At 61.1% G+C, this 12,106-nt stretch carries 17 protein-coding genes; all 17 read right to left on the reverse strand.

All coding sequences use genetic code 11. The annotated features are described in order from the left end of the window. Nucleotides 1-9 precede the first annotated feature (9 nt). The 17 genes from LDN82_RS15900 to rpmC all read right to left on the reverse strand — a co-directional run bounded on the left by LDN82_RS15900 (nucleotide 10) and on the right by rpmC (nucleotide 12,105). Nucleotides 10-1,767, reverse strand: a complete 1,758-nt coding sequence (locus tag LDN82_RS15900) for a class I adenylate-forming enzyme family protein (protein ID WP_224164992.1) — start codon at nucleotides 1,765-1,767, stop codon at nucleotides 10-12. After that, entirely contained in the window at nucleotides 1,760-2,932 is a 1,173-nt protein-coding gene (locus LDN82_RS15905) for a cytochrome P450 (protein WP_224164993.1), read from the reverse strand. Before LDN82_RS15905 ends, LDN82_RS15900 begins: the two co-directional genes overlap by 8 nt. A 52-nt stretch (nucleotides 2,933-2,984) precedes the next feature. Beyond that, nucleotides 2,985-3,773 (reverse strand): glycosyltransferase, encoded by a 789-nt coding sequence (locus LDN82_RS15910; protein ID WP_224164994.1) that lies wholly within the window; start codon nucleotides 3,771-3,773, stop codon nucleotides 2,985-2,987. Next, nucleotides 3,770-4,825 (reverse strand): 3-oxoacyl-[acyl-carrier-protein] synthase III C-terminal domain-containing protein, encoded by a 1,056-nt coding sequence (locus tag LDN82_RS15915; protein ID WP_224164995.1) that lies wholly within the window; start codon nucleotides 4,823-4,825, stop codon nucleotides 3,770-3,772. Before LDN82_RS15915 ends, LDN82_RS15910 begins: the two co-directional genes overlap by 4 nt. 111 nt (nucleotides 4,826-4,936) lie before the next feature. Beyond that, entirely contained in the window at nucleotides 4,937-5,506 is a 570-nt protein-coding gene (locus LDN82_RS15920) for an adenylate kinase (protein WP_224167554.1), read from the reverse strand. 5 nt (nucleotides 5,507-5,511) lie between these two features. Further along, nucleotides 5,512-6,822, reverse strand: coding sequence for a preprotein translocase subunit SecY (gene secY, locus LDN82_RS15925; RefSeq protein ID WP_224164996.1), 1,311 nt, complete (start codon nucleotides 6,820-6,822; stop codon nucleotides 5,512-5,514). A 186-nt stretch (nucleotides 6,823-7,008) separates the two neighbouring features. Continuing rightward, entirely contained in the window at nucleotides 7,009-7,491 is a 483-nt protein-coding gene (rplO, locus tag LDN82_RS15930; RefSeq protein WP_224164997.1) for a 50S ribosomal protein L15, read from the reverse strand. Next, nucleotides 7,491-7,697, reverse strand: coding sequence for a 50S ribosomal protein L30 (gene rpmD, locus LDN82_RS15935; protein ID WP_216925092.1), 207 nt, complete (start codon nucleotides 7,695-7,697; stop codon nucleotides 7,491-7,493). The genes rplO and rpmD overlap by 1 nt, the downstream gene beginning before the upstream one ends. 2 nt (nucleotides 7,698-7,699) lie before the next feature. After that, nucleotides 7,700-8,371, reverse strand: coding sequence for a 30S ribosomal protein S5 (gene rpsE / locus LDN82_RS15940; protein ID WP_216925200.1), 672 nt, complete (start codon nucleotides 8,369-8,371; stop codon nucleotides 7,700-7,702). 29 nt (nucleotides 8,372-8,400) lie between these two features. Beyond that, nucleotides 8,401-8,784: a 50S ribosomal protein L18 gene (gene rplR, locus LDN82_RS15945; RefSeq protein ID WP_223933973.1), complete on the reverse strand. Its 384-nt coding sequence runs from the start codon at nucleotides 8,782-8,784 to the stop codon at nucleotides 8,401-8,403. Between the two features lie 3 nt (nucleotides 8,785-8,787). After that, on the reverse strand, nucleotides 8,788-9,324 hold the full coding sequence (rplF, locus tag LDN82_RS15950) for a 50S ribosomal protein L6 (RefSeq protein ID WP_144659422.1): 537 nt from the start codon (nucleotides 9,322-9,324) through the stop codon (nucleotides 8,788-8,790). A gap of 18 nt (nucleotides 9,325-9,342) precedes the next feature. Continuing rightward, entirely contained in the window at nucleotides 9,343-9,741 is a 399-nt protein-coding gene (gene rpsH / locus LDN82_RS15955; protein WP_216925090.1) for a 30S ribosomal protein S8, read from the reverse strand. A gap of 77 nt (nucleotides 9,742-9,818) precedes the next feature. Continuing rightward, complete coding sequence (gene rplE / locus LDN82_RS15960; RefSeq protein WP_223933975.1) at nucleotides 9,819-10,406, reverse strand: 50S ribosomal protein L5; 588 nt, start codon at nucleotides 10,404-10,406, stop codon at nucleotides 9,819-9,821. Beyond that, complete coding sequence (gene rplX, locus LDN82_RS15965) at nucleotides 10,406-10,765, reverse strand: 50S ribosomal protein L24 (RefSeq protein WP_062073171.1); 360 nt, start codon at nucleotides 10,763-10,765, stop codon at nucleotides 10,406-10,408. The genes rplE and rplX overlap by 1 nt, the downstream gene beginning before the upstream one ends. A 3-nt stretch (nucleotides 10,766-10,768) precedes the next feature. Continuing rightward, nucleotides 10,769-11,137, reverse strand: coding sequence for a 50S ribosomal protein L14 (gene rplN / locus LDN82_RS15970; RefSeq protein ID WP_003803789.1), 369 nt, complete (start codon nucleotides 11,135-11,137; stop codon nucleotides 10,769-10,771). 354 nt (nucleotides 11,138-11,491) lie between these two features. Beyond that, nucleotides 11,492-11,788: a 30S ribosomal protein S17 gene (gene rpsQ / locus LDN82_RS15975; protein WP_142938371.1), complete on the reverse strand. Its 297-nt coding sequence runs from the start codon at nucleotides 11,786-11,788 to the stop codon at nucleotides 11,492-11,494. After that, entirely contained in the window at nucleotides 11,785-12,105 is a 321-nt protein-coding gene (gene rpmC / locus LDN82_RS22625; protein WP_275959788.1) for a 50S ribosomal protein L29, read from the reverse strand. The genes rpsQ and rpmC overlap by 4 nt, the downstream gene beginning before the upstream one ends. Nucleotide 12,106 lies beyond the last annotated feature (1 nt).

Below are 12,106 nucleotides of genomic sequence, written 5' to 3' on the forward strand. Positions count from 1 at the left end.
CCGCGGCCTTCACAGCGCTACGCCTTTATCAGCGGACTTGCGGGCAAATTCGCGTCGAAGCGCTTCCCGGTCCGGCTTCTTGTGGCGTCCGCCGACAGGGATGGCATCCAGGATTTCGATGTGGTCGGGGAGAGCGGATTCGTCAATCATCTCCGGGAGGACCTTGGTTAGTTTTGCTTTCAGCCCTCCGTCCGCCCCTGGGTTCCCCTGTGCAGCCACGACGGCCAGCCACACAGCTTCATCACCGATCCCGTCGGGAACCCCGACCATGACGGCCTGCTGAACTCCTGGCACGGAAGTGATCAGCGGTTCATACAGTGCAGGGTAGATGTTGGTTTTGCCCCGGATGATCATGTCCTTCTTGCGCCCGATCATCACCAAGCGCGCGGGACCGCTTCCGGGGCCTGCCGTACCGTGGTCCAGCCGCACCAGGTCTCCGGTGGCGTGCTCAATCATGGCTTCCTCACCCAGATATCCGTGACACATGTTCGGTCCCCGGGCGTACAGTTCGTGGTCCTCCCCTACCCGGATGCCGACGGCGGGCAGTGGCTCTCCGAGGAAATCGCCTTCGCCGCTTCCATCCGGCGATGTGAATTCGGCATCAGCGCCGGACGCAAAGGCCAGCTTTTCCCTACCATCGGCCACGGCAATCGGCAGCAACTCCGTCATGCCGTAGATGAGTTTGAACTCGACGCCGGGAAGCAGTGCCGTTGCCCGTTTCAAGAACGGAGCAAGCACCGGCGCGGCTCCAAGCATTGCTGTCCGCAGTGTTGAGGGGAGCGTGACGCTGCCGTCCTCGATGCCGTCCAGGATGGGCGCCAACTGGGACGGCACAAGGAAAAGGTGCGTCGCGCCGTCGTACGAGTCCTCTTTGCCAGCCACCGGCCCAAGCTCGCGTGCCAAGCGAAGGGGGTCGATGTGCGCTGAGAAGCCATAGCCGGGCATGGTCCAGTGCGCGCCGGCGATGAGTGCCGGCAAGCCCATCATGAGCTGCTCGGAGTGGATGCGATCGCCCTCGCCAAAGGTACAGCGCTGGCTGAGCTGCTCGAATCCTGCCCCAAGCGAACGCCGGGTGTGTACTACGCCCTTCGGCGCACCGGTGGTCCCTGACGTAAAAATGATCACGGCTTCCTGCTCGGAGGAAGCCCCCGGGGAGGGCGGAACGATATCCCTGGGAAGCCCCGGACTGGCGAGTCGCTTCACCGGGGTCGCGCCTCGGGGAACACCGGGGAGCCATGGGCCGGAATAGTAGTGCCGGACGTCCATGGCACCATAATCCGGCAGCAGCAATCCCCGCCGCCGGGCCAGCGGCCGCAGTGGGCTCCGCGTACTGAGGGCGTACAGAAGGGACTCCGAGGCAGCCCACCGTGGCGCAGCCAGCCTGGCCCGGTCATGGAAAAGAGACGGTCCGATTCCTGGATCGATGAACACTACGGAACCACCGGCGCGGACGGCCCCCAGGGCCAGGATGAACGCTGCCGGGCTGGGGCGGACCGAGAAGAGCATCCGTTCACCGGCACCAAAGCCGTCATCATGGAGATGCCTGGCCGTAGCATCTATGCCTTTGACCAATTCGCGGTATGTGATGGTCCGTCCTGGTCGGAGCCGGCCGGGACGCCGTAGTCGCCCTGGAACATGGTTCCAGAGGGAAAATCTGCCAGGCGCCGTGATCGCGGGGCTCTCTGGCACGCGCCCGGCTGCGGCGTAGACGGCTTCGATAAGATCGGTGCCGGACGAAGTACCTTCCCACAATGCGTCATCAGACATTGACCAGCTCCAACTTTCTGTATCCGGGAATCAGCACACCTTTGCTCACTTGCCGGGACGAGACGAGCCACGGGTGCCGGGCATACCTGTCCAGGAGCAAAGACAGCGTCGCATTGATCTCGGCCATGGCCAACGGCATGCCGATGCAAAAGTGCGGACCCGCACCGAACCACAGCTGACGCGCCTGCGGCGGGGTGGGAATCCCGGGTTCGAATCTGCCCAGGCTCTTGGAGGCGTGAACAGTCGATAGCAAAAGACGGTCCCCCGCTCGGATAGCGACTCCGCCAAGGGTGCAAGGAGAAAGAGCATCCCTCAGCATCATCGGGGACGGCACGGTGAACCGTAATGCCTCGTTCACGGCCGAGGCAACACCGGAGCGATCCTCAACCAGACCCGCAAGGCGTCCGCTGTCAGCGAGCAGGGCAATCAGCCGCGGAACGAAGGACACCAGCGTCTCAGTTCCCACCATCACAAATGCGCTGATGATGCCCATGGCCTCCTCCTCGGTCATGCCGAGTGCGCGCAGCCTGCCTGGAAACGTTTGGGGGTCGCTCTTCCGGTACGCTTCCCGCGCCGGTCCTGCCAAAACCCCGACGGCGGATCTTCCCTTGGCGATCTGCCTCACCGTCAGCGTGGGGCGCCCCAGGCGGACGAGGGAAGAGATGGAAGACCCTAAATTGAAGAGTTCCCTATTGGGCAACCGGCCAGGTGCATCATCCGGCACGCCCAGCAGCCTGGAAATGACTCCCCCGGCAAGCTCCTTGACGCAGTCCACCAGATCCACGTGCCCACCTGCGTCCAGTCCGTGGTGTAAGCGGTCATGAAGCGACGCAGCCGCCGGCTCGACAATCGCCGCCACCGAGTCTGGAGTGAAGAGGTCGGCGAGCTTGCGCCGCAGCTCCCTGTGCTCCGTGCCGTCCATGTTCACCAACGCCTTTGGTCCCACTACGGGAGTCCAGAGCGCACCTGAACCCGACGGTCCGTTCTTGATGAACCGCTGGGTATCCATGAGAACGTCACGCACCAGGGCGGCTTCGCTGACAAGGATCCCCAGACCGGGCAAACGCATCACCGGCCGCATGCTGCCCAGCCCACGAATCGCCGGGTAGAGCAATGGATGCGCCCCCAGTTGAACACGCTGTTCCCAGCGTTCGGCCTTGCTCATGAGGCCGCTGGATATCCTGCCGCTGGGCTTTCTGCCGTTGGTTATCACGGCGTCACCGGATGTCCACATGCTCTGGGCGGTACCGGTGGTCCGCATACCAAGCCAGGGTGTTCTTCAAACCCCAGGCTTTGACCCGCCGTGACGAGCCGTACACAACAACATCCCGGCGCAACCCGTAATTGCGGGTCAGCTTTCGCACGCGGTTGGACAGTGCGCGGTCTTCATGGAGGTCTTCAATTCTGGTCCGCGGGAACCCACCTGAACGGTGATACATATCTGCCGTGATCGCCATATTGCACCCTGGAAGCATCTGATAAGGGCCCAGATATCCGTCACCTTTGTTGCCGGGGCGAATACGTCCGAAGAAGGATGCGATCTCAACTGCCAGGAGCATCATCCTCCGCTCCCCCGCACTGATGCCTTCATCCTCACGGGGCACAAGCTGGCCGGCGATGAGTTCCAGGCCGTCGTCGAAGGCCCGGACAATCCTCGCGGTCCAATCCGGCGCAGCGAGGCAATCGGCATCCGTTCGGGCCAGCCACCTCGCGCCGTGCTCCACACCGAAGCGCATGCCGGTATCCGCGGCCGCGCCCGTCCCCTTCTCGGCTTCATGGACAAGCCTGATGTCCATAGCGGGATGGGCTGCGGCGAACTCTGCCACGATCGAACAGCTGGTGTCCGTCGATCCGTTGTCTACAACCACCACCGTGAAGTCCGGGTGCTCCTGGGCTGCAAGAGAGTCCAACGTCTGCCGGACAAGCTTCTCTTCGTTCAGCATGGGCAGGGCGATGGACAGCGGCCGGGTAGGGGCCGTGCTTCCGGGATGGTGTTCCGGCGTCACAGCCGCACCACCGCCATACCCAGGCTCACGCCACCGGCGAGTCCCACCAATGCCACAAGATCTCCCGGACCGCAGCGTCCACTGTCCACGGCGAGTTTCAATTGCAGGGGCAGGCTAACTGAGGCCAAATTTCCGAAGTCCTCTACCGAAGGAACCAGCAACTCACGCGGAACACCGGCCCGTTCCGCAAAGACCTCCCGGTACGGTGCACTCACCTGGTGCACGCAAACCACGGCGAAGTCCGTCCACTGCAGACCCAGGCCGTCCAAAGTTTCGTCCAGTACGCCGCAGCCCAAATCCAGAAAAGCGTCCTTGAGCTTCTCACCGTCCATGGTGAAATAGGTGGCTTCCGGATCGCGCGGATAAGCAGATCCACCTGCAGCCAAGGTGCCGACAGACCAGTGGCTGCTGCGGGCAGTGAAGCCCATACCAAGAATGCCTGCCGGCCCCGCCTCCAGTCCGTTGGACGCCATTGCCGCCGGACCGGCAGGTTCAAGCAACACTGCCGCACCGCCGTCGCTCATGGTGTACCCGGGAAAGCTTGATGCGAAAGTGCCAAAGTCCGGAACCCTCCAACGGACCGCCCGCGACGGCGACTCCCCCGTGACCACCAGGACCCGGGTATACCGTCCCGTGGCAATCAGGGCATCGCCCACTTCCAGGCCGTTCAGGAAACTGTTGCACGCATTCTTCACATCCATCACAGGGCAGCAGAGTCCGAGTTTGGCGGCGGCCATGTGGCCCGTAGCCGGTTCCACCATGTCCTGGCTGGCGGACGCGAAGATCAGGAGGTCTATGTCCGGGGCCTGCAGGCCACATTCAGCAAGGAGCTTTGCCGCAGCATTGGCCGCAAGGTCCGATGCTTGCTCGGAGTCTGCCATGACGCTCCGGGAGCGGATCCCGGTAACACGGGAGATCAAGCCCTTGGGTACCCGGAACCCCGGACTCGACTCACCAATACGGCGTTCGACGGCGGAAGTCTCCAGGCGCGCAGGTGGAAGGTAAACCTCCAAACCCGCAATCCTGCTGTGTCCGGAAAGAGCTGTTTGCATGCGGTTCCCCCAAAAACTGCCGCGAAACGAAAAGGGTGTGTCCCGCACCAATGGTACGGGACACACCCTTTGCTCCAGCGCCGACGATCCGGCTATGTGGAAAAGCCCTCGCTAAACGGCCTTGGCTGACTCGATGGCGGTGAGAACGCGGTCGGTGACTTCGTCGATGCCGCCGATTCCGTCCACCTGCGTCAGGATGCCGCGCTCGGCATACTTGGCAACAACGGCCTCAGTCTGCTCGTGGTAGAGGTCCAGCCGGTGACGGATGACGGCCTCATTGTCGTCAGAGCGCCCGGTTTCCTTCGCACGGCCCAGCAGGCGGGACACCAGTTCTTCGTCGTCGGCAGTCAGCTGGAGCACGACGTCGAGCTCCTGCTCGCATTCAGCGAGGATCTGGTCCAGGTAGTCGACCTGCGCGGTGGTGCGCGGGTAACCGTCCAAAAGGAAGCCGTTCTCGACGTCGCTCTGGCTCAGGCGGTCACGAACCATGTTGTTCGTGACGCTGTCCGGAACGAAGTCCCCTGCGTCCATGTATTTCTTGGCTTCAATGCCCAAGGGGGTTTCGCCCTTAACGTTGGCACGGAAGATGTCGCCGGTGGAGATGGCGACTACGCCGAGGCGCTCGGAAATCCGCTCAGCCTGCGTACCCTTACCCGAACCGGGAGGTCCAATGATCAGCATTCTCGTCATCGCAAAAGCCCTTCGTAGTGACGTTGTTGTAGCTGCGCATCAATCTGCTTAACGGTTTCCAGGCCGACACCCACCATGATCAGGATTGACGTGCCACCAAACGGGAAGTTCTGGTTGGCGTTGATCAGGACGAGTGCAACCAGCGGAATCAACGCCACGAAGCCCAGATAGAAGGCTCCAGGCAGGGTGATCCTGGAAAGCACGTACTGCAGGTAGTCCGCGGTCGGTTTACCCGCCCGGATGCCCGGAATGAACCCGCCGTACTTCTTCATGTTGTCCGACACTTCTTCAGGGTTGAAGGTGATGGCCACATAGAAGTAGGTGAAGAACACGATCATGGCGAAGTACAGCGCCATGTAGATGGGGTGGTCGCCACGGGTGAGGTTGTTGTTGATCCACTCAACCCAGGGCGCCAGCTGCTCCCCTGGCTTCGGCTGGTTGAACTGCGCAATCAGGCCTGGCAGGTACAGCATGGAGGAAGCGAAGATGACGGGCACGACGCCGGCCATGTTCACCTTGATGGGGATGTAGGTGCTGGTGCCACCCACGGTGCGGCGTCCGATCATGCGCTTGGCATATTGGACCGGAACCCGCCGCTGGGACTGTTCCACGAAGACCACCAATGCCACCGTGAGCAAGCCGATTGCCAGGACGATGAAGAACGTTCCCGGGCCCTTCGTCTCCCAAATGGAACCAAGTGAACGCGGGAAGCCTGCAGCGATGGAGGTGAAGATGAGCAGCGACATTCCGTTGCCTACACCCTTTTCCGTAACCAGCTCGCCCATCCACATGATGAGGCCGGTACCGGCCGTCAGCGTGATGATGATGAGCAGCGTCGTAATGATGCTCTCATCAGGAATGATCGGGAGGTTGCAGCCCGGAAGAAGCTGGCCGGACCGCGCCAAGGACACCAGGGTGGTGGCGTTCAGGAGTCCGAGCGCGATGGTGAGGTACCGGGTGTACTGGGTCAACTTCGACTGGCCCGAAGAGCCCTCTTCGTAGAGCTGCTGGAACCGGGGAATAACCACCCGGAGCAGCTGAACGATGATGCTCGACGTGATGTAGGGCATGATGCCCAGGGCAAAGATCGAGACCTGCAGCAACGCGCCGCCGCTGAACAAGTTCACCAGCTGGTAAATGCCCTGCGAGGTGTCACCGTTGTTCAAGCATTGCTGGACATTCTGGTAGTTCACACCAGGCGAGGGGATGAAAGCTCCCAAGCGGAAGATTGTGATGATTCCCAGCGTGAACAACAACTTGCGTCGCAAATCAGGCGTCCGAAACGCCCGGCCGAATGCGCTTAGCAAGCGTCCTCCTGAGTAGAAAGTACAAGGATGTGGATGGGCTCAATGAAACCCAACAACCGAGTCTAGCTGCTTGTGACGCCGTCGTAATAATCGAGAGTCCACTTTCACGCAAAAAATCCCGGCATACGGGGCCGAAGCCCCGCATACCGGGATCTTTTTTACAACGGGCATCAGCCCCACTGGCTCTTAGAGAGCAGTGGTGCTTCCACCTGCTGCAGCAATCTTTTCAGCAGCGCTGGAAGAGAAAGCGTGGGCGGTGACGTCAACCTTGACGGTGATGTCGCCGGTGCCCAGGACCTTGACGGGCTGGTTCTTGCGAACGGCACCCTTCTCAACCAGGGACTCAACGGTGACAGCACCACCTTCCGGGAACAGCTCGTTGAGCTTGTCCAGGTTCACAACCTGGAACTCAACCCGGAACGGGTTCTTGAAGCCGCGCAGCTTCGGCAGGCGCATGTGCAGCGGCAGCTGGCCGCCGGCAAAGCCAGCCTTTACCTGGTAGCGGGCCTTCGTACCCTTGGTACCGCGACCAGCGGTCTTACCCTTGGAGCCTTCACCACGACCAACACGGGTCTTGGTGGTCTTGGCACCCGGGGCGGGACGCAGGTGGTGGACCTTCAGAGCGTTCTGCTTCTCAGCAGCCTCTGCAGCGGTCTTGTTCTCGGCCATTACTTCGCCTCCTCTACATTCACGAGGTGCGGAACCGTGTTGAGCATTCCAACGGTCACGGCGTCGGCGTCACGGACAACAGTGTGTCCGATGCGCTTCAGGCCGAGGGACCGGAGGGTAGCCTTCTGGTTCTGCTTGGCGCCGATGACGCCCTTGATCTGGGTGATCTCCAACTTGGCGTCGGAGGGAGTCAGGTTCTTAGCCATGACTAAACACCTGCCTTCTGGTTCTGGAGCGCGCGCACCAGAGCAGCAGGAGCAACCTCGTCCAGCGGCAGGCCACGGCGGGCAGCCACCGAAGCGGGCTCTTCGAGCTGCTTCAGAGCGTCAACGGTCGCGTGAACGATGTTGATCGCGTTGGAGGAACCGAGCGACTTGGAGAGGATGTCGTGGATACCCACGCACTCCAGTACCGCGCGGACCGGACCACCGGCGATAACACCGGTACCGGCGGAAGCCGGACGCAGCAGGACAACGCCTGCAGCAGCCTCACCCTGCACACGGTGCGGGATGGTGTTGCCAACGCGGGGAACGCGGAAGAAGGACTTCTTGGCCTCTTCGACGCCCTTTGCGATAGCAGCGGGAACTTCCTTGGCCTTGCCGTAGCCGACGCCGACCATGCCGTTGCCGTCACCGACGACGACGAGTGCGGTGAAGCTGAAGCGACGACCACCCTTGACGACCTTGGCAACGCGGTTGATGGTTACAACGCGCTCTACGAACTGGCTCTTCTCGGCTTCGCGACCGCCGTCGCGGCCACCACGGCCACCACGGTCGCCGCGGCCCTGGCCACGCTCGCCGCGCTCGCCACGACGTCCGCCGCGGCGGTCGTCGGTAGCGGGTGCGGTCTCAGTTGCTTCAGCAGCTACAGCTTCAGTCACCTGAATGTCCTTTTCGTTATTTTCAACGGTCACAGTGCCAGCCCACCTTCGCGAGCACCGTCAGCGACGGCGGCGATGCGGCCGTGGTACTTGTTACCGCCACGGTCGAAGACAACAGCTTCGACGCCTGCAGCCTTGGCACGCTCGGCAACGAGCTCACCCACGCGCTTGGCCTTGGCAGTCTTGTCTCCGTCGAGTGCGCGAAGGTCAGCTTCCAGGGTGGAAGCGTAAGCCACGGTTACACCCTTGCTGTCATCGACAACCTGGACGAAGATGTGGCGGGCCGAACGGTTGACGACCAGACGAGGACGTACAGCCGTGCCGGTGATGCGCTTGCGGATACGAAGCTGGCGACGGCTGCGTGCAGCAGACTTGCTCTTGTTCGTACGCTTCTTGTTAATTGCGATGGCCATGGTTTACTTACCAGCCTTTCCGACCTTGCGGCGGATGACTTCGCCGGCGTAACGGACACCCTTGCCCTTGTAGGGGTCAGGCTTGCGCAGCTTGCGAATGTTGGCAGCAACCTCGCCGACCTGCTGCTTGTTGATACCCGCAACAGAGAGCTTGGTCGGACCCTCTACTACGAAGGTGATGCCTTCGGGTGCCGAGACATTAACCGGGTGGCTGAAGCCAAGAGCGAACTCCAGGTCAGAACCCTTTGCCTGAACGCGGTAACCAGTACCAACGATTTCAAGCTTCTTCTCGTAGCCCTCGGTAACGCCCTGGATCATGTTGGCGATCAGGGTGCGGGTCAGGCCGTGCAGCGAACGCGAGTTGCGCTCGTCGTTCGGGCGGGTGACCGTGAGAGTGTTCTCTTCCAGGGAAACCTCGATCGGGCTGGCTACAGTGTGGCTCAGCTCTCCCTTGGAACCCTTGACGCTGATGACGGAGCCATCGAGCTTGACCTCAACTCCGGCAGGAACGGTGATGGGGAGACGTCCAATACGTGACATTATTCTCTTCCTTTCCCGTTACCAGACGTACGCGAGGACTTCGCCGCCCACGCCCTTCTTGCCGGCCTGCTTGTCAGTCAGGAGGCCGGAAGAGGTGGACAGGATAGCGATACCCAGGCCACCCAGCACGTGAGGCAGGTTGGTGGACTTCGCGTATACGCGGAGGCCGGGCTTGGAGATGCGGCGGACGCCAGCGATGGAACGCTCGCGGTTCGGACCGAACTTCAGGTCGATGGTCAGCTTCTTGCCAACCTCGGCGTCTTCTTCCTTCCAGCCGGCAATGTAGCCTTCTGCCTTCAGGATGTCAGCAACGCGTGCCTTCAGCTTGCTGTACGGCATGGTCACGGTGTCGTGGTATGCCGAGTTTGCATTGCGCAGACGCGTGAGCATGTCTGCGACAGGATCTGTCATAGTCATTTGGGCTATAGCCCTTCCTCATAACGGTTTCCGCAGCGCCCGCTCTTGCGAGCCACGCTGCCGGACCTGTTACGTAGTTAGTTTTCGGTCTTGAACGGGAAACCAAGCGCCTTGAGCAGCGCGCGGCCTTCGTCGTCGGTCTTGGCAGTGGTGACGACCGTGATGTCCATACCGCGAACGCGGTCGATGGAGTCCTGGTCGATTTCGTGGAACATAACCTGCTCGGTCAGACCGAAGGTGTAGTTGCCGTTGCCATCGAACTGCTTGCCGTTGAGGCCGCGGAAGTCACGGATACGCGGCAGAGCCAGCGATACCAGACGGTCCACGAATTCCCACATGCGGTCTCCACGCAGGGTTGCGTGTGCACCGATCGGCATGCCTTCGCGCAGCTTGAACTGTGCGATCGACTTGCGGGCCTTGGTTACCTGCGGCTTCTGGCCGGTGATCAGGGTGAGGTCGCGGACAGCGCCGTCGATCAGCTTGGAGTCCTTGGCGGCATCTCCAACACCCATGTTCACAACAACCTTCACCAGGCGGGGAACCTGGTTCACGTTCGCGTAGCTGAACTCGTCCTGCAGGGACTTCTTGATGGTCTCTGCATACTTCGTCTTCAGACGAGGAACGATCTTCGTTTCGACGGTGGTCTCAGACAGTGTCTCACTCATCAGATGTCCTTCCCGGTGGCCTTGGACACGCGGATCCGGACGGTCTTGGTAGCGCCATCCTTCTCAACGGTGTCGAGACGGAAACCAACACGGGTCGGCTTCTTGGTCGACGGGTCAACCAGAGCAACGTTGGAAACGTGGATCGGGGCCTCAACAACCTCGATGCCACCGGTCTTGGTGCCGCGCTGCGACTGACCGACCTTGGTGTGCTTGGTGACGCGGTTGATTCCCTCTACCAGCACGCGGTTGGTGTCCGGGAATACGCGCAGGACCTTGCCCTGCTTGCCGCGGTCGCCGCCACGTTCCTGCTTGGCGCCGGTGATGACCTGAACGAGGTCACCCTTTTTGATCTTAGCCATGGACTAAAGCACCTCCGGGGCCAGCGAAACGATCTTCATGAACTTCTTGTCGCGAAGTTCACGACCAACCGGGCCGAAGATACGGGTACCGCGGGGGTCACCGTCGTTCTTCAGGATCACAGCTGCGTTTTCGTCAAACTTGATGTAGGAACCATCCGCACGGCGGCGTTCCTTCTTGGTACGGACGATGACCGCCTTGACGACGTCGCCCTTCTTTACGTTTCCGCCGGGAATAGCGTCCTTGACGGTAGCGACGATGACGTCGCCAATGCCTGCGTAGCGACGACCGGATCCACCGAGAACGCGAATGGTAAGGATTTCCTTAGCACCCGTGTTGTCGGCGACCTTGAGTCGCGACTCCTGCTGAATCAATTTTTACTCCTTGCGTCGCGCCGGTTCTCAGACCGAAATCATGCATACGGAATGAGCCTTGCGGAACGGTTGATCGGGGTGTCTCTTGACCTGCCTGGATTTTGCCAGAACAGGCCTAAACGCCCGTGCCACGAGCATCAGCTTCCCTTGCAGAAAACTCTGCGCGGGGCAGTATGCAGCGGCACGATTGTTTACGAGGTAGTCGATGACGCACAAATGGCGCCATACAAACTCAATATCCTAGCATGTTTCGCTGGTCTTTCCGAAACGTGCCGGGAACGCGGAAGGGCCCGCGTTCCATGCAGAACGCGGACCCTTCCAGCGAATCCAAACCGGGCAAGCCCGGCGTCGGATTTACTTGGCCTTTTCGAGGATCTCCACCAGGCGCCACCGCTTGGTAGCGGACAGCGGGCGGGTCTCAGAGATGAGAACGAGGTCGCCGATGCCGGCGGTGTTCTCTTCGTCGTGAGCCTTGACCTTCGAAGTGCGGCGAATAACCTTGCCGTACAGAGCGTGCTTCACGCGGTCTTCAACCTGAACAACGATGGTCTTTTCCATCTTGTCAGAGACAACGTAGCCGCGACGCGTCTTACGGTAACCGCGCTGTTCAGCGCTGGCTGCTGCTTCCGTCACAGTTTCCTTCTCGCTCACTTGGCGTCCTCTCCAGCTTCAGCTTCGGCAGTTTCAGCCTTGGCAGCCTTCTTGGACTTCTTTTCTTCCTTGGCTTCCACAACCGGTGCGGCAACCTCGGCACGAATGCCCAGCTCGCGCTCACGCAGAACGGTGTAGATGCGTGCGATGTCCTTCTTTACCGCGCGCAGGCGACCGTGGTTCTCCAGCTGACCGGTGGCGGACTGGAAACGCAGGTTGAACAGCTCTTCCTTGGACTTGCGGAGTTCTTCAACGAGACGCTCGTTGTCGAAACCGTCCAGCTGTGCGGGTGCGAGATCCTTCGACCCTACTGCCATT

Source organism: Arthrobacter sp. StoSoilA2, from assembly GCF_019977195.1.
GTDB lineage: Bacteria > Actinomycetota > Actinomycetes > Actinomycetales > Micrococcaceae > Arthrobacter.